The organism is Glaciimonas sp. GNP009, from assembly GCF_054343755.1.
On record NZ_JBTGUV010000004.1, the window covers coordinates 157,900 to 182,651 of the forward strand.

General features: G+C 50.5%; 19 protein-coding genes. 8 read left to right on the forward strand and 11 right to left on the reverse strand.

Features of this window, described 5'->3' with window-relative positions:
• Positions 1-169: 169 nt before the first annotated feature.
• The 3 genes from ACXX82_RS01795 to ACXX82_RS01805 all read right to left on the reverse strand — a co-directional run bounded on the left by ACXX82_RS01795 (position 170) and on the right by ACXX82_RS01805 (position 6,223).
• Positions 170-3,235 carry an efflux RND transporter permease subunit gene (locus tag ACXX82_RS01795; RefSeq protein WP_322239469.1) on the reverse strand — a complete coding sequence of 1,022 codons (3,066 nt, stop codon included), beginning with the start codon at positions 3,233-3,235 and terminating at the stop codon, positions 170-172.
• A gap of 20 nt (positions 3,236-3,255) precedes the next feature.
• Positions 3,256-4,440: an efflux RND transporter periplasmic adaptor subunit gene (locus tag ACXX82_RS01800; RefSeq protein ID WP_458562273.1), complete on the reverse strand. Its 1,185-nt coding sequence runs from the start codon at positions 4,438-4,440 to the stop codon at positions 3,256-3,258.
• A 187-nt stretch (positions 4,441-4,627) separates the two neighbouring features.
• Positions 4,628-6,223: an efflux transporter outer membrane subunit gene (locus ACXX82_RS01805; protein ID WP_458562274.1), complete on the reverse strand. Its 1,596-nt coding sequence runs from the start codon at positions 6,221-6,223 to the stop codon at positions 4,628-4,630.
• 314 nt (positions 6,224-6,537) lie between these two features.
• Here ACXX82_RS01805 and ACXX82_RS01810 point away from each other — a divergent pair, with 314 nt between their 5' ends.
• The 5 genes from ACXX82_RS01810 to ACXX82_RS01830 all read left to right on the forward strand — a co-directional run bounded on the left by ACXX82_RS01810 (position 6,538) and on the right by ACXX82_RS01830 (position 11,181).
• Complete coding sequence (locus ACXX82_RS01810) at positions 6,538-7,263, forward strand: TetR/AcrR family transcriptional regulator (protein ID WP_322239474.1); 726 nt, start codon at positions 6,538-6,540, stop codon at positions 7,261-7,263.
• Positions 7,264-7,441: 178 nt separating this feature from the next.
• Positions 7,442-8,065, forward strand: a complete 624-nt coding sequence (locus ACXX82_RS01815) for a paraquat-inducible protein A (protein ID WP_322239476.1) — start codon at positions 7,442-7,444, stop codon at positions 8,063-8,065.
• Positions 8,062-8,886: a paraquat-inducible protein A gene (locus tag ACXX82_RS01820; RefSeq protein ID WP_458562275.1), complete on the forward strand. Its 825-nt coding sequence runs from the start codon at positions 8,062-8,064 to the stop codon at positions 8,884-8,886. The genes ACXX82_RS01815 and ACXX82_RS01820 overlap by 4 nt, the downstream gene beginning before the upstream one ends.
• Entirely contained in the window at positions 8,879-10,510 is a 1,632-nt protein-coding gene (locus tag ACXX82_RS01825) for a PqiB family protein (RefSeq protein WP_322239480.1), read from the forward strand. Before ACXX82_RS01820 ends, ACXX82_RS01825 begins: the two co-directional genes overlap by 8 nt.
• Positions 10,507-11,181, forward strand: a complete 675-nt coding sequence (locus ACXX82_RS01830; RefSeq protein ID WP_322239482.1) for a PqiC family protein — start codon at positions 10,507-10,509, stop codon at positions 11,179-11,181. Before ACXX82_RS01825 ends, ACXX82_RS01830 begins: the two co-directional genes overlap by 4 nt.
• A 139-nt stretch (positions 11,182-11,320) precedes the next feature.
• On the opposite strand, the gene ampC is transcribed toward ACXX82_RS01830, so the two are convergent.
• From ampC to ACXX82_RS01845, 3 genes are all read right to left on the reverse strand, one after another.
• A complete protein-coding gene (gene ampC / locus ACXX82_RS01835) occupies positions 11,321-12,505 on the reverse strand; it encodes a class C beta-lactamase (RefSeq protein WP_458562276.1) in 1,185 nt (394 codons plus the stop codon).
• Positions 12,506-12,825: 320 nt separating this feature from the next.
• Complete coding sequence (locus ACXX82_RS01840) at positions 12,826-14,178, reverse strand: TAXI family TRAP transporter solute-binding subunit (protein ID WP_458562277.1); 1,353 nt, start codon at positions 14,176-14,178, stop codon at positions 12,826-12,828.
• Positions 14,179-14,182: 4 nt separating this feature from the next.
• Positions 14,183-15,373, reverse strand: a complete 1,191-nt coding sequence (locus ACXX82_RS01845; RefSeq protein WP_322239488.1) for an acyltransferase family protein — start codon at positions 15,371-15,373, stop codon at positions 14,183-14,185.
• A 222-nt stretch (positions 15,374-15,595) separates the two neighbouring features.
• Here ACXX82_RS01845 and ACXX82_RS01850 point away from each other — a divergent pair, with 222 nt between their 5' ends.
• Complete coding sequence (locus tag ACXX82_RS01850) at positions 15,596-15,820, forward strand: DUF3820 family protein (RefSeq protein WP_322239490.1); 225 nt, start codon at positions 15,596-15,598, stop codon at positions 15,818-15,820.
• 101 nt (positions 15,821-15,921) lie between these two features.
• Here ACXX82_RS01850 and ACXX82_RS01855 read toward each other — a convergent pair whose 3' ends face one another.
• From ACXX82_RS01855 to alkB, 5 genes are all read right to left on the reverse strand, one after another.
• Entirely contained in the window at positions 15,922-16,416 is a 495-nt protein-coding gene (locus ACXX82_RS01855) for an acyl-CoA thioesterase (RefSeq protein ID WP_416186838.1), read from the reverse strand.
• A 123-nt stretch (positions 16,417-16,539) separates the two neighbouring features.
• A complete protein-coding gene (locus ACXX82_RS01860) occupies positions 16,540-17,640 on the reverse strand; it encodes a lipocalin-like domain-containing protein (protein WP_458562278.1) in 1,101 nt (366 codons plus the stop codon).
• Complete coding sequence (locus ACXX82_RS01865) at positions 17,640-20,222, reverse strand: FtsX-like permease family protein (protein ID WP_458562279.1); 2,583 nt, start codon at positions 20,220-20,222, stop codon at positions 17,640-17,642. Before ACXX82_RS01865 ends, ACXX82_RS01860 begins: the two co-directional genes overlap by 1 nt.
• A 19-nt stretch (positions 20,223-20,241) precedes the next feature.
• Positions 20,242-20,922: an ABC transporter ATP-binding protein gene (locus ACXX82_RS01870; protein ID WP_458562280.1), complete on the reverse strand. Its 681-nt coding sequence runs from the start codon at positions 20,920-20,922 to the stop codon at positions 20,242-20,244.
• 228 nt (positions 20,923-21,150) lie between these two features.
• On the reverse strand, positions 21,151-21,810 hold the full coding sequence (alkB, locus tag ACXX82_RS01875; RefSeq protein ID WP_458563946.1) for a DNA oxidative demethylase AlkB: 660 nt from the start codon (positions 21,808-21,810) through the stop codon (positions 21,151-21,153).
• Between the two features lie 492 nt (positions 21,811-22,302).
• On the opposite strand from alkB, the gene ACXX82_RS01880 reads away from it, so the two are divergent.
• Together ACXX82_RS01880 and ACXX82_RS01885 are read left to right on the forward strand one after the other, a co-directional pair.
• Positions 22,303-23,784 (forward strand): ABC transporter substrate-binding protein, encoded by a 1,482-nt coding sequence (locus ACXX82_RS01880; RefSeq protein WP_416186889.1) that lies wholly within the window; start codon positions 22,303-22,305, stop codon positions 23,782-23,784.
• A 28-nt stretch (positions 23,785-23,812) separates the two neighbouring features.
• Entirely contained in the window at positions 23,813-24,751 is a 939-nt protein-coding gene (locus ACXX82_RS01885) for an ABC transporter permease (RefSeq protein WP_322239497.1), read from the forward strand.
• Position 24,752: the final 1 nt, after the last annotated feature.

Here is a 24,752-nt window from a genome sequence, read left to right on the forward strand (position 1 = left end):
GAAACAGAGGAGCACTAAAACGTTTGTGTGACATATACCTCGTATTGGTGGGAAACGTACTATTGCATCCCACCAAACCAAACTTCAACCACCGCTCCCGATGATTGAAGCCCATTGAAGCTGAGCTTAGCCTTGTGACCATTAAATTTCTGTGATGTTCAATCGATTCTTAATCTGCCTGCAATAATTTTCCCGGAGCGGCTTTTTTTGCAGCAACCGCCTGATGATCTTCAGCCAGGAACAAATACATGGCAGGAACAACAAACAGCGTGAATAATGTGCCGATTGACAGGCCGGTAAAAATCACCAGCCCCATCGCATGCCGCCCCGCCGCGCCCGCGCCAGATGCGATCACCAGCGGTAATACACCAAAGACCATGGCCGCAGTCGTCATCAAAATAGGCCGCAACCGCACAGCGGCAGCCTCTTCAATCGCCTGCCGTTTACCTACGCCGGTTTTTTGTAGTTGATTCGCCACCTCAACAATCAAAATACCGTGTTTGCTGATAAGCCCCATCAGGGTCACCAAACCGACTTCGGTATAAATATTGATCGAAGCAAACCCCAAAAAGATAAACATCGTGGCCCCGAACAATGCCAGCGGCACGGACACCAGAATCACAATTGGATCGCGGAAACTTTCAAACAATGCAGCCAACGCCAGAAACACAATAATCACCGCAAATAGCATAGTCACGAGGAACCCGCCCGACTCCTGCATGAACTGCCGCGACTGTCCCGAATAATCAACCGTATAACCGCTCGGCGCGACCTCGGCGACTGCGCTGCGCATGAAAGCCAACACATCCCCTTGTGAGGAACCAGAAACGCCTGAAAGCGTGACCGAATTGAGCTGCTGAAAACGACTGATCGCTTCCGGCACTACGTCGTATTTAATATGGGCAACAGTGCTCGCTGGAATCATCGTACCGGTTGGCGTCTTGATGTAAAAATTCAACACCTCGGACGGATTTAAACGGTTGACTTGCAAGACCTGTGGAATCACCTTATACGAGCGCCCCGCGATCGAAAAATAATTGACGTAACCACCGCCCAGCGCAGCACCTAACGCAGCGCCCACATCTTGCTGCGTCATACCAAGCGCGGCAATCTTATCCCGATCCACCACCACTGTCGCCTGCGGTTTATCGATCTTCAGGTCAGTATCGATAAAGTAAAATTTGCCGGAAGTCCGCGCCTTGTCCAATACGAGTTGTGCGATGGTATTGAGATTTTCGAAAGGCTCGGTAGTGGTGATAACAAACTGCACCGGCAATCCAGACGAGCCCGGCAAAGCGGGAAACTGAAACGCTGCAATTTTTGCACCGGCAATCTTATTCCACTGCGCCTGCAAATCTTGTTGAATTTCCTTGGCGCTGCGGGTTCGATCTTCCCACGATTTCAATAGCATGCCGCCAATACCGGCATTCACGGTAGGCACACCGGTTATCTGGAACATTTGGCTATACTCAGACATGCCCTTGCCGACCTTGAAAACCTGGTCCGCATACCTTTGCATTTGATCCGAGGTAGCCGTTGGTGCACCGACGACCTGAGACAAGACGATGCCCTGATCTTCTTCCGGCGCAAGTTCCGATTGCGACATCTTGAACATCAGGCCAAGCACCACCATCAATATCACCGCCATCACAATTAACACCGGCCAGGTATTCAACAATGAATGCAAGGTGCGCTGATAAGTGTGATGGACCTTTTCAAATACCCGATCGATTTTTTGTACAAAGCGCCCCGTGTCCTGCTCCGGACGGAAGAAGCGCGAACACATCATTGGTGACAAGGTCAAGGCGACCACGCCCGATACAGCCACCGCACCCGCCAGCGTGAACGCAAACTCCGTGAATAACGCACCGGTCAGACCACCCTGAAAACCAATCGGTACGTACACCGCAATCAGCACCACGGTCATGGCCAGAATCGGACTACCAAGTTCACGCGCGCCCAGCAACGCGGCATCCATCGGCGACTTGCCTTCCTTCATATGCCTGTCAACGTTTTCCACCACGATAATCGCATCATCCACGACCAGACCGATCGCTAGGACGATGGCCAGCAGGGTCAGCAAATTGATGGAGTAACCCAATGCCAACATCACAAAGAAGGTACCGATCAACGACAACGGCATCGCAATCACCGGCACCAACACAGCGCGGACACTGCCGAGGAAAAGGAAGATCACAATCGTTACAATCAACAGCGCCTCAACCAAGGTTTTAATAACCTCTTTAATCGAGGTATTGATGAACGCAGTTGAGTCGTACACAATTTCGCCCGTCAAGCCCGCTGGCAACTGTGACTGAATACTCGGAAAAACGGCGCGAACACGTTTGGCAACGTCCAGAATATTGGCATCTGGCGCAACTTTGATACCAATGAACACTGAACGTACGCCGCTAAAGGCTACGTTGAAATCATAGTTTTCAGATCCAAGCGAGACTGTCGCCAGATCCTCCAGTCGAACCACGGAATCACCACTGTTCTTGATGACCAGTTTCTTAAACTCATCTACCGAATGGAGATCGGTACCAGCGGTCAACGGTATCGTGACCATTTGACCTTTGGTTGATCCCAGCGCCGCCAAATAATTATTATTCGCCAGGGCCTGACTGACATCTGCGGCTGTCACGCCATAAGCAGCCATTTTTGTAGCGTCAAGCCACGCTCGCAGCGCAAACAAACGCGCACCCAGCAACTCGGCTGTCTGCACGCCATTTACCGAATCCAGCTTAGGCTTGACCACCCTGCTTAGAAAATCGGTCACGTTATTGGTCGGCAACGTGTTGCTGTAAAAACCCAGATACATGGCATCCGTGGTCTGACCTGTCTGAACGGTCAGTACTGGTTGCTGCGCCTGCGCTGGTAACTGATTTTTAACTGAGCTGACTTGGGTATTAATTTCGGTCAAAGCCCGATTGGCATCGTAGTTCAGCCGCAAAGTTGCCGTGATGGTTGAGACGCCACTACTGCTGGAGGACGACAAATAATCGATCCCCTGCGCCTGCGCAATCGCCGACTCGAGCGGTTGCGTAATAAAACCCGCTATCGTCTGCGCATCAGCGCCGTAATAGGTAGTCGACACGGTAACAACGGCGTTCTGCGTTTTTGGATACTGATTGATCGGCAAGCTAAACAGTGAGCGCAATCCCAGCACCACCAGGAGCAAGCTCACCACCATGGCCAAAACAGGTCGGCGGATAAAAATATCGGTGAAATTCATAAAGGATCGCCTTGGTGGCCTCAGTGTTCCTGCGGAGTCGGGTTTGGATTATCGAGTGGCTCGACCGTATTGTTAATGACTACAGCAGTACCGTTTTTCAACTTCAATTGTCCACTGGTAACCACACGTTGGCCTTCCTTCAGACCGGTCAATATCGCGACCTGATCACCTCGCGTTTCGCCGGTTGTCACAAAAACCTGCTGGACTATAAGATCGCCTTCTTTAGGCGCGTTGGCCGCATCTTTAGGTGCATCCCTAGGTGCATCTTTAGAGCCATCTTTTTGTGGCGGTTTCTTCTCGGCCGGCGCGATAACGAACACAGTGGACCCGTACGGGTTGTATGTAATCGCGGTTTGCGGCAGCGTCAAATACATCTTCTTGCCACCTATTTCAACGTTCACATTTGCAAACATACCTGGCAATAGCTGGCGCTTGGCGTTAGACACCGTAGCCTCAACCTGCACATTTCGCGTAGCCGGATCCACCTTGGAACTGATGGCGGTGACCTTGCCACTGAAGGCGGTATTGGCGTAAGCGTCGTTCGTCAGATTTAATACCTGTCCAACCAATAACCCACCGAGTTGTTTTTGCGGGATATAAAAGTCAACATAGATTGGATCAATCGTTTGCAGCGTCACAATCTTATCGCCAGGATTGAGATATTGCCCCGGATTAACTGTCGTTATTCCTAACTTACCCGCAAATGGAGCGCGAATGGTCTTCTTATCAACCGTGGCAGATTGTTGGTCGGCTAATGCGCGCTTGCTCTTTAAATCGGCCATATCGCTATCGATCTGGGCCTGACTAATCGCCTGCACTGCAAGCTGTTGTTTGTCACGCGCTAATACCGAGGCCGCAAGTTCAGCATTGGCTTGTAGAGAGTGCAATTGGGCGATGTCGGAATCAGCGTTCAGTTGAACCAGCAACTGTCCGGCTTTAACATCCTCACCTGACTTGAAATTGACTGTGCGTACCAACCCGGCAATTTCGCTCGTCACATCAACGCCTCGCACCGCCACCATCGTGCCGACCGACGATAAATGCGGCTGCCATTCAACGTTTTTAATCGTCGTAGCCGAAATCGTTTGAGCGCCTTGTTTGGGCGCACTAGCGATTAATTTTCTGATATGAAGAAAAAATCCAAGAGCCAATAAAGCAATCAAAAAGATCACCGCTCCAAGCATAATGAGCATGCGTTTAGTCATGGATACTTCCCTTTAGCATTCTGAATTCAGATGTTATTTGTTGATTTTTGTTAGGTCTATTGCGTGCAGGGTAAAACAGGCATAACGTCTACATTATTGCCGCTTTCGGCTCCGGGTACTAAGTACTGAGTACTAGGGTCACCACTAAAGTAGCTGTCACAGCCACATTGTCCAACGTGCAGATCGATCAATCTTCTTTAATAGGAACAGGCAAGGTCACCCCTGTGGACGCCGCTGCCAACGTGGCGCGATTCCACCAGCCGCCGCCAAGCGCCTGAAACAACGCGGCGCTGTCGGCATAACGTGCCGCTTGCGCCTGAACCAACCCGACTCTCGCCTGTTGATAAGTGCGCTGTGCGTCGAGTAGCGTGAGATAACTAATTGCACCAAGCTTAAATTGTTGCGTGCTCAGGTTCAAAGATTCCCGCGACAGGGATTCGACTTCGGCCTGTTGCTTCAGCGTCGATGCGTCTAAATCTAACGCTCGCAGTGAATCCGCCACATTTTGAAATGCAGTCAGCACGGTTCCGCGATAATTCGCCGCAGCCACATCGTACGCAGCAATCGCCGCGCGCCGTTTGGCGGTCAGTGCGCCACCATTAAAAATCGGTTGAGTCAGTCCTGCGGCCAAACTCCAAATCGCCGCACCGCCAGTAAATAGCTTAGGAAACTCAGTGGCAACCGGACCATAACTTCCGGTCAAATTGATTTGTGGATAGAGATTGGCGGTGGCGACACCAATTTGCGCACTGGCCTGGTGCAGCAAGGCTTCGCTGGCGCGAATATCCGGTCTTTGTCGAACCAGCGCCGATGGTAACGATACCGGCATTTCTTGTGGCAGTTGCAACGATCCCAGATCGAATTCAGGCAAACCCGCTTCGCTTGGAAGCTTGCCCGCGTAGACGGATAATTGGTTACGCGTTAAAGCTAATTTTTTTTCAAGCGGCGGTATCGTCGCGCGCGTCTGCGCGACCGTATTGCGCTGAAGCAGAATGGTCGAACGCGCGATAGCACCAAGGCTGAACTGTTTCTCAATCACGTCTAACTGCTGCTCTTGTGCCTTGAGTATCTCGCGCGTAGCCTGAAGTTGAGCCCGCAATGAGGACTCCTGAATCGCGGTTGTCACCAAATTTGATGTCAGGGTCAAGTAGGTCGCTTCCACCTGAAACTGTTGATAGTCAAGACTAGCCTGCAGCCCTTCCAGCTGACGACGGTTAGCGCCGAATACATCCAACGTGTATGACACGTTGACTGAAGCGTTATACAAATTAAAAATTCCTGAACCTTGGCTGTTTAGTGGACTAGCCTTCTCACGCGTAGCGCCAAGTTGGCCGGAGACACTAGGAAAAAGCAGACTGCCAGTTTGGGCGCGCAAATTTTCCTGTGCTTCACGCAACGAAGCTTGGGCAGAAGCCATGCTTGGACTACGTTTAAGCGCGTCACGAATCATTTGATCAAGCGCAGCAGATTGAAAGAGTGACCACCATTGTGCCGGAATATCTTGCCCAATGGAAAAACTCTGTGCAATCCCTGCAGGACCGGGCGCAGCGTCAGTTTGTTGCGGAAGCGACGTCGGGGTGTAATGATCACCAACGTCAGGTACATCGGGGGCCTTGAAATCAGGACCCACGGCACATCCGGCGAGCAGCAGCAACATAGCCACACTCAACCGTGCACGCGCAGTCAGATAAGAACCTCCGCTTATGTGCTGGCGCATGGCCTGCAATCCAGCCTTATGCGCTCGGTTTCTTAGCTTATTACGTGGTCGATTTGTAGGGATCATGGTTCTTATCCGACTGTGTGATATACCGACACCATAGCTTGAAAGAGTTAATTCAAATAACAGCAACTTATCGCAGATTTTACCTAATTTTTCTAATCTTTTCTGACAGAGAATAACCGCTTCTCTGGCCTGTGCTCGCTGTTAAAACAAGTTAAGCACTGGTAATATTGTGAGGCTTTTAACTACGTTTGTTGTTTCTTTAACCTTGGGGAAAATTGGTTAAAGGTTGATCTCACTGACGACCTGAGCAAGATACTAAAAACGAAGTATGTTAATGTAGCATGAATTAAAAAAACCAAACGTTTTATTTACCCATGAAAATAACAGCTCCAAAAGACAGACAAAAAGTGGCGCAGGAATCGGTCCAGGACCTGGCCCTTACTGCTCCAGCTACTATTATCAAAAAAAACCGTGTTGGCCGACCACGTTTAGGCACGGAGGCAGAACGCCTCGATCTTCTGCTCGATGCCGCGACGACGGTCTTTTTGGAAGAGGGCTACGGGCTAGCAAGCATTGCCCAGATTGCTCGCGCTGCCGGTGTGTCCACGCGTACCATTTACGAGAATTTTTCCAATAAGTCTGCACTTCTGATCGCAACGGTTAAACGATTAGTCGTCAATGAGCTGACCAAAGTCATTGAAGACGGCGTACTCGAGACCTGCACACCAGACGCGGCGCTCACCAGACTCGGTACCGTCATTCTGACGCGGGTCACTTCTCCGGATGCCATTAGGCTGTACCGCCTGGGTTTGGCGGAAGTTGCACGAAATCCAGATCTGGCAGAAACTGTTTATCAGGCTGGGCCGATGCATACTGAATCACTGGTTGCTGGTTACCTTAAGGCACAAGTCTGCCGCGGAACGTTGGAAATAGATGACCCAGTGAAAGCGGCCAGATTATTCATCGGCATGGTCACCGCAGCCCCGCTTCAAATTGCGTTATTTGGTTTAACGCAACGAATAGGCCAAACTGAACTAGACCAACATATTAAAAGCGCGGTACAGTTATTTCTTAGGGGCACATTGCCGCGAGAGAAATAATGGAAACTATGATGAGAGTCAAAACGCGAGCCATATAAAGAACCCATATGTCTCCTTCACCATGAATCCCCATTAATTTATTCCGCCCGGCGCAAACATTCGCGCCTTTACCCAAGAGTTTAACAATCGAGCAATATTTTTCCACCCTGTTTTTATCGATCAATATGTCAGACCCAACATGCGCGAACTCCCAGACCTGATCGCTTGCGAAGGATGTGATGCTGTTTATCATAAGCGGACTCTGCACAACCGTGAGATCGCGGTTTGCTTGCGCTGTGGTACAGAACTGGCGCGCGATTCATCGCACACGCGAGCACGTATATTGCCGCTGGCTGTCGCTGGCCTGATCGTGTTCATCATTGCAAATGCCTTTCCGATTGTTGAAATTGAGCTACAGGGACTGACCAATCAAACGACATTGTTTGGTGCCGTGCTGGCCTTAAGCGCGGAAGGCATGTCGCTGGTCGCTTTTTTAGTATTGGCAACCACTATCCTCTCGCCTCTTCTACAGTTGGTCATACTCATCTATTTGCTAGTTCCACGTTCAGAGGCGCTACAACCTCCCGTATTTCGCTGGTTGCTGCACACGATGCAAACGCTGCGCCCTTGGGGCATGATCGAAGTATTTTTACTTGGCGTGCTGGTAGCTATTGTTAAGCTGTCAAATATGGCCACCGTCCTACCGGGCATCGCGTTATGGGCTTTCGCCGTATTGACAATATTACTGGCAGCAATTATTTCATTTGATCCGCGCTACCTATGGCAAACAACGTCGCAATATGAAGACGGAGAAACGCCGTGAGTACGCCAATGTCATACCCAGCTGCGTCTGATGCCAGAGCCGAGATTAATGGCGGCGTTATAGACTTCCAGGATGAGGAAGAAGTTAGCAAAATCGCACTTCCAACTGCGGTCAGCCTTGGTTTGATTTCCTGCCATCATTGCGGCACAGTTTCGAAAGAAGTAAAAGAACACGAACGCTGTGGCCGCTGTAAAGCCACGCTGCATACGCGTAAGTCAGATAGCATCAACCGCACCTGGGCGCTGCTTATCGCCGCTTGCATCATGTATATTCCAGCCAATCTGATGCCGGTCATGATCACCCGAACGCTTCTCAGCGTTCAGCATGACACGATCTTGAGCGGTGTCATTTATTTTTGGATATCAGGAGATTGGGAACTTGCCGGCATTATTTTTATCGCTAGTTTTTTAGTGCCGTTATTTAAACTAAGTGCCATGATATTGCTGACCATCACGGCGCAACGACAAAGCAGATGGCGTCGTTTCCAGCGCGCAAAGCTATATCGTATTGTGGAACTGATTGGGCGCTGGTCAATGCTGGACGTTTTTGTCGTATCGCTACTCGCGGGACTGGTGCAGATTAGTGGCTTCGCCAGAATTACCGCCGGCGTTGGCGTAGCGGCATTTGGCTCGGTAGTGATCTTGACCATGCTCGCCTCACTGACCTTTGACCCACGACTTATATGGGACCAAGGGGACCAGGGGGACCAAAATCCCGAAGAACCGCATCAGGATCGGACGCAAGACCAAGCTTCGGAAGTCACTGACATGGCAGACGCCACAGACAGACAAGAGAATAAACGGAAAGAACGCAATGACTGAAGAAAAAGAAAATCCTTCGCTACCCGACCTGCCGACGCCGCGGATGAAACGCCAGCGTAACTGGTTGCCGTCTCTTGTATGGTTGATTCCGATTGTTGCCGCCTTAGTCGGTCTGACGCTGGTGGCAAAAATAATCGTCGAACGAGGTCCGGTTATTACCGTCACGTTTATTACCGCAGAAGGTCTGGAGGCGGGTAAAACCAAAGTGAAATACAAAGATGTGGATATTGGGACGGTTGAAAAAATTACGCTTAGTAAAGACCACTCTCATATTATCGCGACAATACAATTACTTAAAGAGGCCAAAAGCTTTACTGCGATGGATGCCCGCTTTTGGGTGGTACGCCCGCGCGTTGCCGCATCCGGCATATCCGGCCTTGGCACCCTACTCTCTGGTGCCTATATCGGTGCCGATGCGGGTAACTCCACAGAGACCAAAGACGAATTTACCGGACTTGAAGTCCAACCCATCGTTACCCGTGACTCTACCGGCTTACGCTATCTGTTACATGCCAGCGATATTGGATCGCTGGATATTGGCTCGCCAATTTATTATCGCCGCATTAAAGTCGGCCAGGTCGCCGCTTACGATCTGGACAACGATGGCAAAGGTGTCACTTTACGTATTTTCATCAACGCTCCTTACCAGAAGTTTGTTGGCGCAAATACGCGGTTTTGGCATGCCAGCGGATTCGATATGCAAATTAGTTCCAGTGGGTTTAAACTTCGCACCGAATCGTTGGCAACGGTTGTTTTGGGCGGGATCGCCATGCAATCGCCCGACGATAATATTGGAACGCTGGCGAAAGAAAATACCGCATTTGGATTGGCAGAAGATCAAAGCGCCGCAATGAAACCAGCCGACGGCCCGCCTCAGACAGTCTTACTTTACTTTAACCAGTCGCTACGAGGACTATCGCCAGGTGCCACGGTTGACTTCCGAGGCGTCGAACTAGGTGAAGTCAAATCGATCGGAGTCGAATATGACACCAAAAAACGTGAGTTTCTGATGCCGGTACTCATCCAGATCTATCCTGAACGATTAGGACGCCGGATGATAGAAGACGAACGGGAATCCCCTTATACCCAGCAGCAACGGTTGCAATATATGATCAGTCGCGGACTGCGGGCGCAACTGCGGACTGGCAATTTGCTTACCGGTCAGATTTACGTCGCACTCGACTTTTTCCCCAAAGCACCGGCGGTAAAATTTGATGTCACAAAAGCACCATTAGAATTGCCAACCATTCCAAACAGCCTGGACGAAATCCAATCTCAAATCGCTGATATCGCGCGCAAATTGAGCAAAGTACCATTCGACCAAATTGGCACCGATCTCCAGAAAACGTTGGGAACACTCAATCGCACTCTGACCAATACGGAGAAATTAACCAACACATTGAACACCGATATTGCACCAGACGTTTCCGCAGCAATGAAAGATCTGCGCAAAACTTTGTCCGCTGCACAGCAAACGTTATCGTCGGACGCACCTCTACAGCAAGATATTCGTCAAACCTTGCAAGAACTATCGCGCTCGGCGGCTTCATTGCGGGTGTTAACCGACTATCTGGAACGCCATCCCGAATCTTTGATCCGCGGCAAGCAAGAGGACAAAAAATGACATTCCCCCTATTTCGTGCGTATCAACCCGCCCATCGCCTTGGTCTTAAGCACGCCCATAAATCTGCGTTTTATGGCCTCGCTGCCATCGCCGCAGTCACGATATTAGCCGGATGCTCGGTGACGCCAACACGGTTCTACACGCTCGCAACGCCATCCGCGGTTCGTGCATCCAAGCCCGTTGTGGCACAACAAAGCATCTACATTGAAGTGCCTGCGGTTGGCGTGCCAGAACGTCTGGCGCGACCGCAACTCGTGGTGCGTGCGCAAAATACCCGGGTCGATATTCTGGAGCAGGATCGCTGGTCATCGCCATTCAATTACGAACTCAGGGATGCGCTGGCAAGCGGACTGGCAGACCGACTGAGTGCGGTCGACGTCACCCGTGGCGGTCGTCCATCTGGCGCACCTGGCTATCGGATTGCGATTGACTTGCGTGAATTCGATGCAGCACCGGGGGATAAGGTTCACGCGTTATTCGGTTGGACCATCACACGCTCTGACGATGGCCGCAGCACTTCGTGTCAGTTAGCGGTTGCGGAACCAGTGAATGGCGGAATCGACGGGTTGGTTGCGGGTGTCCAGCGTGCGATAGCGGAAACCGTGGAGGCTATCGCGGTAGACGTGGGCACATTGGCAGCGGGTAATCCCAGCCGGTGCAAAAGTCTTTAATGAGATTGTTTTAGCCTGACCTTGCAAAAAAACTTATTACTAAAAAAACACGCAATGGAACGTCAGCAATGCCTTGCGTGCTTTTCAGTGGAGACGTGATGTTTCGCTAACTTAGCCGGTACTAGAGAGGGATTAGCGACTATTTTTTTGATCCGCTCTGACGATTCAATTGATCTAATATTTGATAAGCAGCGGTCACTCTTTGATCCACCGGATAGGACTTGTTTGCCAGGATCACAATCCCTATTTTCTTTGTCGGAATAAAAGCAGCATAAGATGAAAAACCATTAGTAGAACCCGTTTTGTTAATCAGCACATCTTTTTTTGGCTGCAACGGCGGATGCAAGGCCGTTGCTATAGATCCATCATAGACGAAGGACGCGGCGTTTCCAGCTAGTAATTTTTTCAGTTCCACCGGATAAGCATACTGTTCCCAGATCAAATCCTGCGTAAACTCGCCCGTCGTGAAATATCCTGTATGCGTAGCGGTCACTGCTCGCTGCAATGTGGCATCAAGGTGGATCACCGCCATATTGGCTTCAATAAATCGAATCAAGTCGGCAGAATCAGTTTTCACTCCATAAGCTTCTGACGCCAGAACGCCGGGATTCACTCTGACCGGCACATCCTTTGTTGTGTAGCCTTGCGCATAATCCTTTTGCTGATCTGCTGGCACATTGATATAACTGTGCGTCATCCCCAACGCAGGAAATAAATTCTTTTCAAGCGCATCTTCAAAAGACACGTTCATACTCTTGGCGGCAATTACGCCGAGCATGCCAATACTGACATTCGAGTATTTTCTGTAAGTGCCCGCGGCGTGCGTCGGCTTCCAGAACTTCAAATAATCCATCAACTGGTCGGTATTATTAATACTGTCCGGCACTTGCAGCGGAAGGCCACCGCCAGTATGTGTGCCGAGATTAAGAAGACTGACGTTATCGAAACTGCTGCCTCGCAATGAAGGCAAATACTTGCTTGCACTATCCGTTAGCAAAAGACTGCCATTAATTTGCGCATAAGAAGCCAGTGTTGCCGTAAAGGTTTTGCTAAGCGACCCGATTTCAAAAAGAGTTTTGTTGGTAATGCGTTGCTGCGTCTCCTTTGAAGCCACGCCATAGTTATAGAAATAACTCTCTCCATTAATCGTGACGGCAATCGCCATGCCCGGGATACTATATTTTTGGATGAGCGGCGCGACAGCATTGTCCACGACATCTTTTATGGTGGCTTGTTCGGCATTACCTGCAGCAAAACTGCTGTTTGCCAAAAAAAATGATAGAAAATATAAAATTTTTATCCTGCTTATTGCACTTCCACGCATAGGTTAAACACCCTTCAATTTCAAATAAAAAGATTTATTAAAAACGTCTCGCTGACATAACTCTGACGCAAAAGTGATCCTTTATCAAGATCGGAAATTCACCACTTTGCACAGCAAATCGGCAATATCCTCGCTTGCTCAACTTGCTCAACTTGCTCAACTCGCTCAACTCGCTAGCATGGATGAAGTTCAGATCAATCTAGTCAGTGATGAAATCCGCGCATAACCGGATTATTGACCAAGCCATTCATGAACCGGCGAATCATATTGATGACATTTTATTGCCGCGTCAGGGATGATTGGAAAGGCGCAGTTGGACTTTAATGATTATTGGCCAGTCTGGACCGGACGAAGCCTATATGTTCCCGGAGCACATAAAATTGATCGGCAAAAGCTAGTGGCATTTTCATCCGATTAACAGATTCTTCAATATGATCGAGCCGTTGCAGCATATCGGCACGCTCTTCCGGAGTCTGCGCGGTTGCCCCACGCTCGAGCGCTATCAACGAACCGTACCAGCGATAAATCCGTGATTTTATGCGCCAGCCATAGAGCAAAGGAACCAGACGAAATGCGGGGATCAGAAGCAATATCAACGGCAGCAATATCACCACAGTGCGATCAACAAGGCTAGCCAGCCAGTATGGCAATGTACGATAAAAAAATCCTTTACCTGACTTGTAATACCGCGTTGCATCGTCGCTGATCCGAAATTCGTGCGCCAGCGGAGCGGGAAACTCATTAGCGCGTTGCAATATGTTAGCACCGCTATGCACTTCCTTGAGGGCGTCAATGAGCAAGTCAGATAAGGCCGGATGCAAATCATCCCGTGCAATCAACTCAGCAGTCGGTGCTATGAGTTGAATATCGCGGTTAGGAATATTTTTTCCAAAATCGAATACCCCCTTAGGAATTTTCAACTCATTCAGATAAGCAAAGCGCCGCGCATAAGCACTCGCCTGGGCAAAATCCAGCAGGCGAATACCGGGCGCTCGCAGTAACCTACCCATAGTTGGCGGCGCAGCGGAGTCACCCATCAAGAATGCTGCATCAATCGTATCATCCGTCAGTGCCTTGGCCGCTTCATCCCCGCCCATATCCAACAGTGCAGTGTTGCCGCCCAGGACAATACCATTTGCCTTCAAAAGAGTGAGAGCGAGCACTCGCGATCCACTTCCTTGCAGACCGATTGCCACGCGCTTGCCTTTTAATTCGGATAGCCGATCAATGGATTTTTTGCCTCGATAAAATACCGACACCGGAACGTACGCAATACTTCCCAGCGACATCAAACGATCTGTCGACATATCTGCCGCCACGCCGCCTTGCACAAGTCCGATGTCGACGCCAGTGGTTGGATCGTTCAGTTTTCGGAGATTATCCAGTGATCCTTCAGACGTGACGATGATGAGCTTGACGCCGTTTCGGGCTAATATCTTGCGATATTTTTCCGCATCGTTCCAGAAATTACTATGCTCCGGTCCGGTCGAAATAGTGAGTGTTTTGGGCGGTGCCGGATCGATCAACCAGATCGCCAGCCAGATCCCGATGATCCCAAGCAAAACAATCGGACCGAAACTGATCGCAAGATCGCGCCACGAGATCGCGACAAAGCGCGTCTTGATGTTTTTAACAGATTGCTTATATTCAGATGCAGTGTTTGGAATCGCCATGAACCTATTTTAACGTTGAAAGCGTCGGTTGCAAAAATTGCGGTGCATTACTATCAACCAGCGGACGTCGCAGTGTGCCCCATGAAAGGCGGCCAAGCGGACACTGCACCCAACGATAAAACGCAGCACCAGCCAAAATACTTGCCATCCACGCCACCAGCATACCGATCGCTTGCAATAGCGGCCTTGTCGCAACAAAGCGGGTAAAAATCGCGTTCACAACCAAACAAACCGGAAAATGCACCAAAAATATACCATAGGAAATATTCCCACACCCGCGAAAACGCGACCACCATTGTTTTCCGACAATAATATTGGACTGACTGCTAAGCCGACTAATCCAAATTAAAGCACACGCAATGACCAAAGCAACCGCAATGCGGCTACGAAAATCGATGAGTAGCGCGCCGGTTGCTGGCAACAATATCGCCGTAAGCAGAAGCGCAACCGACAGTGGCCGACGCGCCGGATCGCGTGCCCACCAGGCAATGACGCCTAAACCGTAGCTTCCAAAAAAATATACTGCCCAGGAATCCCATCGCGCATCCCGATTAAAGTATAGAAGTGATAAACAAACGCCGCCGATGATCATCGCGGGCACAAGCCATGGCACGCTGCGCCGCGCAGCCAGCTTGCCCGCCGACCACAGCATCAGCGTTAACAAAGCATACAACTGAAAGTCAATCGCAACATACCAGGCACCGGCCGATATCGACTCATACCCTAATACGGTATGGAGTAACAGAACGTGCGCAGCCATTTGCGCGAACGTGGGCATTGCAGAGATAGAGGAATGCGTCATCCACACACCAGCCAAAATCGACGCGCCGACTGCCAATCCTGTCGCGACCATAAAAGGCGGCACTAAACGAATATAACGCCGCCATACCGTGTGTAACGGGTCGATGAAGCCCGGCGCACCTTTTGGGGAGAGCGATTTCGCAGCTAAAAACCCACTGGTCACAAGAAAAACCTGTACCGCGATCCGCGCGTAAGATTCCAGCCAACCGATAAAAGTGGGCGCGAAAGGTCTGACGTAGTCCGACATAGGGCCATAAAATGCCAAATGGTGCAGCACGATCAACTGTGCGGCGATGATCTTTAAGAAATCAATAAAGCCGCTTTGGAAGCCGTGGCTATTACTGTTTTTTAGATCGGAATTCGATGGCCCGGGCAAAGGCGGAAGATCGCGCATTTTTACTTGTTTTTATAACGACTGGGCGCTCATGATACTGTTTACGTTGTGCCTGTCTAGTAAATTAATTTTTACACCCGATATTTTCTGAATGACAATTCTTACTCATGAACAAGAATGGTAGGACGGGAGCAACATAACCATTAATATTCACCGCAAAATAAGTTGCACATTATGTTATACCTAGCCGGTTTGACTACGCACTAAGCCCCGACATTTAAGATGAACCCCGACCATTTACCCCTTTTAGTGAGCCGCGAAATGCCCTTCGGCAAATATAAAGGTCGCTTGATTGCCGATTTGCCAGGCCATTATTTGGGCTGGTTTGCGCGGGAAGGTTTTCCATCCGGGGAACTGGGAGGGCTATTAGCGCTGATGTATGAGCTTGATCACAATGCACTAAGGCATCTGCTTGACCCGTTGCGGACCACAGCCAGACAAAAATAACGCTCTCTCGGCCGCTATCGTTAACAACAGGCAATCATCAACGCGCCATGCCGCTGCGGCAGATTAACCCATGACGCGTAAAGAATCACGCCAATCCTGGTTTAACGTTTGGTTTCGATTTTTTTGCGGAATTCTCTGCGAACTATTGCATTTTGAAAACGTTGTATTTGCTCATCGGTGACAGGAACCAGCGGTGCTACGGGGATAGGCTTACGATGCTCATCGACTGCAACCATTGTAAAATAGCAACTATTTGCATGGCGAATCAAGCGTTTCTGGATATTTTCGGTGACAACTTTGATTCCGATTTCCATGGATGTGGTGCCCGTGTAGTTGACCGACGCCAAAAAAGTGACCAATTCACCCACATGAATCGGTTCGCGGAAAACGACCTGATCGACCGATAGCGTCACCACATAAGTAGCAGAATAACGGCTAGCGCAAGCGTAAGCCACGCTGTCGAGATACTTTAGTACAGTGCCACCGTGCACATTACCCGAAAAATTTGCCATGTCAGGCGTCATCAACACGGTCATCGTGAGTTCGTGCGAAGGAGAAGCGATCATTGTGAGTTCCGGGGAGGGAGAAGCATTCATAAAACCGTACCTTTAATAATATTGCGAATTCTATTGATATTGTTTAACACGCATACGAAGTTACTTTTTTTCCTATTATGCCGCAGATAGCATGCCAAACATCGCAAAGCCACTGCACCGCGCTCAAAATTTCAACGGTTTCACATAACCGGTCAATTCAAAATAGCCGCGCCCAACCGGCTTGCCTGCCCTGCTGACCGTCACAGCGCCCTCCCAATAGACCGATCCGGTCGACTGTCGTGAATCCAGTTCCTGATCGTCTTGCAAGGGATTCAGCGCCCATTCAACCGTTCCTGTACGCAACACGGATTGCACCGGATAACTGGCATCCGTGCGTGGCGAGCGCCAATTGCGCTGCGGTAAAAACTGCACCTGATCCTGGTTAAACTGCGTCGTTTCTCCATTCGCCTCACGCAACACCGCATGCGCCCACACTTTGGCACCGTTGCGACTACGAATTTGAAATGCCATCAACGCCACGCCATCGTCCAGATTAGCACCCAGCCAATCCCAGCCAGAGGCATCGGCCGCCAACACGCTGGTCGACCACTCATGATCAAGCCAGGCCGTTCCCGTCACCACTTCCTCACGACCAGCGCGTCCAATCGTGCCACTCACACGTAATTGTGGTTCGCTATAGTAATAACTGGCCTGTGCCGGCAAAGGCCCCTTGCGAGAATAACCGTTCTCTCCTTGTAATAAAGGAGCTTGTGTTGGCGTCAAAGCAAACTTCAGGGTGAAATCCCGCGCCTCAACGGTGACTTGATACCGACCATCAACGCCGCGCACTAGTCGCCAATTATCCAGCGCCACATCAGTATTACCTTCTTTTGCATACGCAAGACCAAAACCGGCGCGGGCGCTCTTTTGATCATGTAACAACTTACCCAGACTAGGATCGGATAACGCGGCGTGCGCGATGATTAATTGGGTTGGCGCAAAAGCACTGGGGTTAGCATGATCGTTATCCGTGGCGGACCGAAAAAAAGTGATCTGAAATCCCAATGGCTTACCGTCCGGTTTGGTCAGCCAACCAGTGGCGTACCACCATTCCGTGCGAAAATCCGGATGCGCACCAGTATCGCGGGGCAGCGTGACTGCATGATCTGGTGTTACCTGAGAAAACTGCGGCGGCGCGGCATCTGCCATACGCATTGATGTCGCTACCGATACGGAAAACATCATGAACAAAACAGCTAACCAACGTTTACAGACCGTGTGCATTACCAATCTTCCTTTACAGCGCGTACCGCATCAATAGCCACCGCCCGCAGTCCTGATACGACCGCCGTGATCGTGGCAGAAATCAGTAGCAACAGCGCGACCGAACCGAGACTAAGCCACGGCATATGTAGTTGCATGGTCCAATGAAACGACTGCGGGTTAACGATAAAAACAAGGATCAGACTGATTGTCCATCCCAGCAAGAAACCGACCGCAATCCCCGCAGCGGTTAGTAGACCACCTTCCACCGCCAAGACGCCCAAAATCTGCCGCCGCGTCACACCGACATGACGCAACATGCCAAATTCCTGCGTGCGAGCCAAGGTCTGCGCCGAGAAGGTCGCTGCCACGCCAAACAGACCAATTACAATCGCAACGATCTCCAACAAATACGTCACGGCAAAGCTGCGATCAAAAATTTTAAGACTAATGTCGCGAATGTCACCCGGCGTAGAAAACTCCAGCAACTTGCCAAATGACAACTTGCGCATTGCCGCTACCACCGTAGAGAGTTGAGCGCCGTGCTGCAGAGTAATCGCTGCATCCGTCGCATCATTATCCCCGCTCAGTCGACGATAATCGTTCAGTTGCAACTCAACAGTCCCGGTTTGCCGCGCATAGTCGCGCAAAATACCTGCAACCACAAAATGTTGTGCGTGCGCGCCAATCGGTAGTTGAACCCGCTGACCCAACTTGTATCCATAACTATCTCGCATCGCCTCAGATACCCAGATCGGTAACGCATCAGATGAAATTGCTGATGGAAGAATATTTTTACCGATTAATGGCAGACTTTGCGCTGGATCTGATACATCAATTTCACGCGCGACTAATGTCACAGGCGGACGCGCCGAATCGAGTGTCAAGGTGGAAGTGTGCGAAAACCTCGCGCGCTCAACACCAGGAATCGCCGCTATCAAGATCTGTTCACCACGTCGCATTGATCCGGTATCGCCATTAGTGGCCGAGCGCACGTATAAGTCAGCCGACAGCAATCCTGTCAGCCAGTCGTCAACCGACACCCGAAAACTCGACACCATGATCGCCATCGCTACAATTAAACTAAAGCTTGAGAGCACACCGCCCAACGCGATCGAAGCCTGACCCGGCACATTGGCAAGACGCGCCACCGCTAAAGTCCAGATGACACTACTATGGCCACTCACTTTTTGGACGACAGGAAACACCAGCGCCGATAATCGCGGCGTCAGCGCAATGCCGCCGATCAACAACAATGCCACAGCGATGTAACCGAAGATCGGCAGATCAAACAACGGCGGCATCTGCGTCAACAGCCCACCAACCATCAGGCACAGCAACGCAGGCCACGCCGTCGCAAGACGCCCTAACGCAGTTTCTTCGCTACCCGATTTTAGTGCCGCGGCAGGCCTCGCTCGGGATGCTTCGAGCGCTGGCACCAGACTGCCAAGTAGTGCAATACCAGTGCCAAGCAGCAAAAAAATACCCGCTGCGGGTGCATCGACCTGCACGCGTGGTTCTACGCCACGGAAAAAACCGCCACCCAAATCACCACCGAAAAAATGTAATGCCGCTGCCGCCATCACGTATCCCAACAGCAATCCTAAAAGCGATCCCAATCCTCCTAGCAAACCGCCTTCCAGCAAAACCTGACGCAGCAACTGACCACGTTCCAAACCCATCACACGCAATAATGCAAACTGCGCACGGCGTCGAATCACCGATAACGCCTGTGTCGAAAATACCAAAAATGCGCCGGTGAACAGCGCCACCAATGCCAGCACATTCAGGTTAACCCGATAAGCACGCGACATATTATTCGTGCGATCTTCCTGATCCTGATTTTCCTGAACCTGCAACCGGCCTTGCATCTGCGTCTGAAGCGCACGTCGAAATACCTCCCGATTGACACCGGGTGACAATCTCAGATCGACGCCCGACAATTGTCCTAAACGGTCAAACCGCCATTGTGCCGCGCCGATATCCATCACCGCAATGCGCTGCCCTTCCCTTGCTCGCACCAAACCGCCAGCGACGCGCAAATTAACTGTTCCGGTGCCATTGCGCAACGCAAGTTGATCGCCCGGCCGCACATTGAGCCATTCCTGTGCAGCTGTAGAGAGAAATATCGCATCGTCAGAAAGCGTATCAAATGGATGCGTCGGGTCCGGCACGCCGATTAAGTCAGGTGCAATAAGAGCGGCTCGAAAGACATCAATTCCCAAGACTTTCAATGCACTGCGCTGTCCCGGTACAGTGACATCGAGTTCCAATATAGGACTTGCCAGCGCCACCCCTTTTTCACGTGCAATGACCGGATACAAGCCCTCGTTGAAGAGTGGCTGCACGCCACGAATCTGGAGATCGGATGCACCAGAGAGACTCCTCGCCGCGGCCGAAAACTCGTTAAATGCCGCGCCATTGATTAAGTCGACGGCATAACCCAACGAGACCCCGAGCGCGATAGCAATGATCGCCACCAGCGAGCGCACCGGATGCGCGCGCCATTCAGCACGCAAGAGCCAGCGCGATAATAGACGGGTCGGACTGAAGCCAGACCGGAATCGGTCAATGGCGGGCGGTTTCTCAATCACTTGACTCATTGCCCGATTTTCGAAGAGGTCATGCCGCGACTCGCAAAGGATGCAAACCATTTGCAGTCAACTCAAGAATACGATCCGCGGTGGCGGCCGCTGCCATCGAATGCGTCACCATGATCGCCGATGCACCGTTAGCTTTGATTTCGTTGCGTAGTAAAGTCAACACATCATGCGCAGTTTCTGGATCGAGATTACCGGTTGGTTCATCGGCCAGAATAAGTTTAGGGCGATGCACTAGCGCACGGGCGATCGCAACGCGCTGCATTTCTCCGCCAGACAATTGGCGTGGAAAGTCGTTACCTCGTCCCGCCAGACCAACCGCTGCCAGCATCTCAGTGGCACGTTCAAACCCCACCCCATTCAACAACAGCGGCAACGCCACGTTTTGTTGCAGGGTCAAATGCGGAAGGACATGAAAAGCCTGAAAAATGAAGCCGAGTTTTTTTCGCCGTAAGCGTGTAGCCGCATCGTCATTCAGACTAGACATAGCGACACCATCAATCAATACCGTTCCTGAATCCGAGACATCAAGCCCGGCGATCAAATTTAACAGGGTCGATTTACCGACGCCGGAATCACCCATCACAGCGACGTATTCTCCGGGCTGAAGCACAAAGTCGAGATGCGCCAGAACGGTGCGTCCATGACCATAAGATTTTTGCAAACCGCGACATTCCAGCGCGGGAACCGTGGCTTTATTCATAGTTACGCATAGACAGTGTTAATTCTATTGGCATGACATCTAACAAAGATTGAATTGTGTGGAAAATAGAAATAGGAAAATGTACGCGCGCATTAGATAAACTTATACAATCACTATGAGTGTAGCGGATTCGGCGCAAAGTCACCGGCCGCCGAATTTAAGCGATTAAGACTAATCACTATCACCCAAATAGTACGCACCAATTCACCATTTCAGGGACCTGTTCGGTTATTTGCTTACTTTTCGAAACGTCAGATTGATACGAAACGCACCCGTCAATGGATGCACCCCGTCTTTGATCGGCAACACGCCGTGAAAATACAGTCTGGCCGGACCGCCCCACACCACCACATCCCCGTGCGTCAACTGCACGCGCAGTGGTTTGTCCTCACGTCGCAGCCCGCCAAATTGAAAATTTGCCGGAAGACCCAATGAAACCGAAACGATAGGCGCGCCCAGATCGGGCTCGTCCTTGTCCTGATGCAACGACATCTTTGCACCCACCGCATAGCGGTTAATAAGGCAGGCGTCCGGTACAAAACCCGGATATCCGGCAGCAGTCGCCGCCTCTATCCCCAATCTGAGTAACGCGTCTGGAAGCGGTGGCCATGGCAATCCTGTCTGTGGATCTGTAGTGTTGTAGCGGTAACCAGTTCGATCTGCCAGCCAGCCAAATCCCCCGCAACTCGTCATCGCTGCCGACATCTGAAAGCCACCCGGCGTCACCATGTGACGAAACGGTGCTTGTCCCACAACATCAGTGAGCGCCGCAAAAATCACGGTTTCATAGGTCAAAGCAAAGTGTCGAAGCACCACAGCACCGGGGCAAATTGTTTCTTTCCAGACACGGCTTTGCTCTGCATGGTCGAATAAATTCAGCGTCATGATCAATCCACTTGTTTTCGTTACAAATAGCACCAAGGCACGATAGAAAGATGCGAATCGACCAAAAGGAGCATTTTCAATCTTACCAATAATGATAAAAGAATTTTACCTCCGCTTCATACTTAGCTCTCGTGCATGACATCAGAACTCATTTAAAAATATTTTCTTTTTTGTGACGGGTATTTCCCAAGCACACAATTAATAATATTATAAAAGCCCTCAATTTAGCGCCACTACGGTGCTAAATCAGTCCCAAGATGGTGCCTTGTGCACGCATTAAATGCAACCGCGCACCAAGCTGAATCCGCAGTTAACATTCACCTATCACCAATCAAGTCTTTTAGATTATTGCATGTCCACGACCATGTATACATCAACGACGACATCAACTAATATACCAACGGACACACCCATTCACGCAGGCAACTTACCGTTTGCATCAACATCGATTATCACAATTAAGGGTCGACAATGGCGAAGCGTTTGGCATCACTAATGGTTTATGGGGTCTATGGCGTCTCTGGTTTGTTGGCTGGCATCGGCGGTTCTGCCAATGCGATGACCATCAATATTTCTCTGGATAACGATCCCGGCAAACTTGATCCGACCCGCTCATCGATGATCGCCGAGCGCATGGTGTATCAAAGCATCTTCGACAAATTGCTCGATCTGGACGAGACTGGCAAGATCATTCCCATGCTGGCCCAGCGCTGGACCATTTCGGATGACAAAAAAACCTATACGCTCTTTCTGCACAAGGGCGTCAAATTCCAGGATGGCACACCGTTTAATGCCAAAGCGGTGGAATTTAATCTGCGCCGCGGACAGGAAAATAACTCCCTTCGCAAAAATGATCTCAAATACATTAAGCAGATCACAGTCGTGGATGACGCGACGGTGAAGCTTGAACTGAGCGAGCCGTTTGCACCGTTTTTATCGATCCTCACTGATCGTGCGGGCATGATGTCATCACCCGAAGCCGTGAAAAAATTTGGCGACGACTACGTCAATAATCCGGTCGGTACGGGTCCCTTTATTTACAAGGGCCGTCTGAAAGGCGCCACACTAACGCTGGATAAAAATCCCAATTACTGGCAACCCGGCTTGCCTAAAGCGGATCAGGTGGTCTACAAGATCATGTCCGACGTCAACGTCGCATTTAATAATTTGCGCAGCGGTCAGGTGGATATCACCAATCGTTTTCCGTACAAAGAACTCAGCAACAGCAATCCCGGTGCCAAATATACGGTCATCAACAAACCTTCACTCGGCTTCCGTGGTTTCTATTTTAATACTTCCAAATCGCCATTCGATAAAAAAGAAGTACGCGAAGCGATTGATATCCTGATCGACCGCGTTGCTATTGCCAAGGTGGTCTATAACGGCGCTGTATCTCCCGGCCATTCACCCTTCAGCAAATCCCAATTCGCTAACGGACCTTTGGATCTTCCCCCAAAAGTCGATCTGGCAAAAGCCAAGGCGTTGTTAAAGGCCGCTGGCAAAGAAGCTGGATTCTCGTTTCGCTTGACCTTGCCGACCACGCCGGAAGAGTTACAAGTCGGTCAGATGATACAAGGCATGCTGCGCCCTGCCGGCATCAGCGTCACGCTAGAAAAAGCCGACTTGGCGACCCAAATTGAATCTGGCAAAGCGGGTACTTATGAAGCGCTGATGGTTGGCTGGAGCGGCCGCCCCGATCCCGATCAGAATATCTATGATTTTGCGGTCACCAACGGTTCGCTGAATTATTCCAAATACGGCACCAAAGAAGTCGATACGCTGTTGCAGCAAGCGCGGATCGAAAGTGATGACGCAAAACGGAAAGTTTTCTATGATCAGGCGATGCAGATTCTGGTCAGCGATGTGCCGTATGTTTATCTGAATCATGACAACGTCCTGTTCGGTATTGCGAAGGCCGTCAAAGGATTCAAATTCGTGCCCGATGGCGTGATCAGAACTGTGACGCTTTCCAAATAGACCTCACCGATACAAGTTACCCAAACCCATGCCTAAGATTTTGAAACGGATTTTGCTGGTTTTGCCGACGTTGTTGCTGGTAAGTATCGTGATTTTTTCGTTGCTTGCCATTTTGCCTGGTGACCCCGTAACCGCCATCCTAGGACAAGAAGCCACGCCCGAAGCAGCACTTGCATTGCGGGCGCAACTGGGGCTGGACAATCCTATCTATGTGCAATATGGACATTGGCTTTGGGCAGTTTTACACGGTGATTTAGGACGCTCCTTTGTTGACCATACTCCGGTAGTCGATAGTCTGATGCAACGACTTCCCGTGACCATCGAGTTGGCACTGGGAAGTTTTCTGGTGGCCGTTCTGATTGCCGTACCGGCCGGGATCATGGCGGCTGCCCGTCCTCGCGGTGTTGCCAATTATGTCAGCACATTTATCGCATTGTTTGGCATGTCCGTACCGCATTTTTGGCTCGGCATGATGTTCATCGTATTGTTTGCGGTCAAGTTAGGATGGCTTCCCGCATCTGGTTACGTCCCTTTTATGGAGGACTGGCGCGGCAATCTTCTCGCCATGCTGATGCCGGTAGTGGCAACGGGATTGCGCGAATCGGCGATCCTTATGCGGATGGTGCGCAGCAGTCTGCTGGAAGTATTAAACGAAGATTACATCCGCACTGCATTCTCAAAAGGTTTAAAAGACTGGCAAGTCGTCATCGGTCATGCTTTGCGTAACGCGATGATCCCTGTGGTGACCGCGAGCGGCTTGATGGTCTCTGGCTTGCTCGGCGGTTTAGTCATTACTGAGAGCATCTTTGGAATTCCCGGAATGGGAAAAATGATCGTCGATGCCATCTTCCAGCGCGATTATGTGACAGTACAAGCCGGTGTCATGGCGGCGGCCTTGATGGTCATCATCGTCAATCTTGCGGTAGATCTGCTTTACAGCATGATCGATCCGCGTATCGCTAAATAGA

Excerpts from the sequence above, each read along its gene's own strand:
- ACXX82_RS01795 (WP_322239469.1), bottom strand. The coding sequence starts at position 3,235 with ATGAATTTCACCGATATTTTTATCCGCCGACCTGTTTTGGCCATGGTG.
- ACXX82_RS01815 (WP_322239476.1), top strand. The coding sequence starts at position 7,442 with ATGCGCGAACTCCCAGACCTGATCGCTTGCGAAGGATGTGATGCTGTT.
- ACXX82_RS01805 (WP_458562274.1), bottom strand. The coding sequence starts at position 6,223 with ATGATCCCTACAAATCGACCACGTAATAAGCTAAGAAACCGAGCGCAT.
- ACXX82_RS01880 (WP_416186889.1), top strand. The coding sequence starts at position 22,303 with ATGGTTTATGGGGTCTATGGCGTCTCTGGTTTGTTGGCTGGCATCGGC.
- ampC (WP_458562276.1), bottom strand. The coding sequence starts at position 12,505 with ATGCGTGGAAGTGCAATAAGCAGGATAAAAATTTTATATTTTCTATCA.
- ACXX82_RS01825 (WP_322239480.1), top strand. The coding sequence starts at position 8,879 with ATGACTGAAGAAAAAGAAAATCCTTCGCTACCCGACCTGCCGACGCCG.
- ACXX82_RS01855 (WP_416186838.1), bottom strand. The coding sequence starts at position 16,416 with ATGAATGCTTCTCCCTCCCCGGAACTCACAATGATCGCTTCTCCTTCG.
- ACXX82_RS01810 (WP_322239474.1), top strand. The coding sequence starts at position 6,538 with ATGAAAATAACAGCTCCAAAAGACAGACAAAAAGTGGCGCAGGAATCG.
- ACXX82_RS01800 (WP_458562273.1), bottom strand. The coding sequence starts at position 4,440 with ATGACTAAACGCATGCTCATTATGCTTGGAGCGGTGATCTTTTTGATT.
- ACXX82_RS01860 (WP_458562278.1), bottom strand. The coding sequence starts at position 17,640 with ATGCACACGGTCTGTAAACGTTGGTTAGCTGTTTTGTTCATGATGTTT.
- ACXX82_RS01840 (WP_458562277.1), bottom strand. The coding sequence starts at position 14,178 with ATGGCGATTCCAAACACTGCATCTGAATATAAGCAATCTGTTAAAAAC.
- ACXX82_RS01870 (WP_458562280.1), bottom strand. The coding sequence starts at position 20,922 with ATGAATAAAGCCACGGTTCCCGCGCTGGAATGTCGCGGTTTGCAAAAA.
- ACXX82_RS01850 (WP_322239490.1), top strand. The coding sequence starts at position 15,596 with ATGAACCCCGACCATTTACCCCTTTTAGTGAGCCGCGAAATGCCCTTC.
- ACXX82_RS01845 (WP_322239488.1), bottom strand. The coding sequence starts at position 15,373 with ATGCGCGATCTTCCGCCTTTGCCCGGGCCATCGAATTCCGATCTAAAA.
- ACXX82_RS01830 (WP_322239482.1), top strand. The coding sequence starts at position 10,507 with ATGACATTCCCCCTATTTCGTGCGTATCAACCCGCCCATCGCCTTGGT.
- ACXX82_RS01885 (WP_322239497.1), top strand. The coding sequence starts at position 23,813 with ATGCCTAAGATTTTGAAACGGATTTTGCTGGTTTTGCCGACGTTGTTG.
- ACXX82_RS01865 (WP_458562279.1), bottom strand. The coding sequence starts at position 20,222 with ATGAGTCAAGTGATTGAGAAACCGCCCGCCATTGACCGATTCCGGTCT.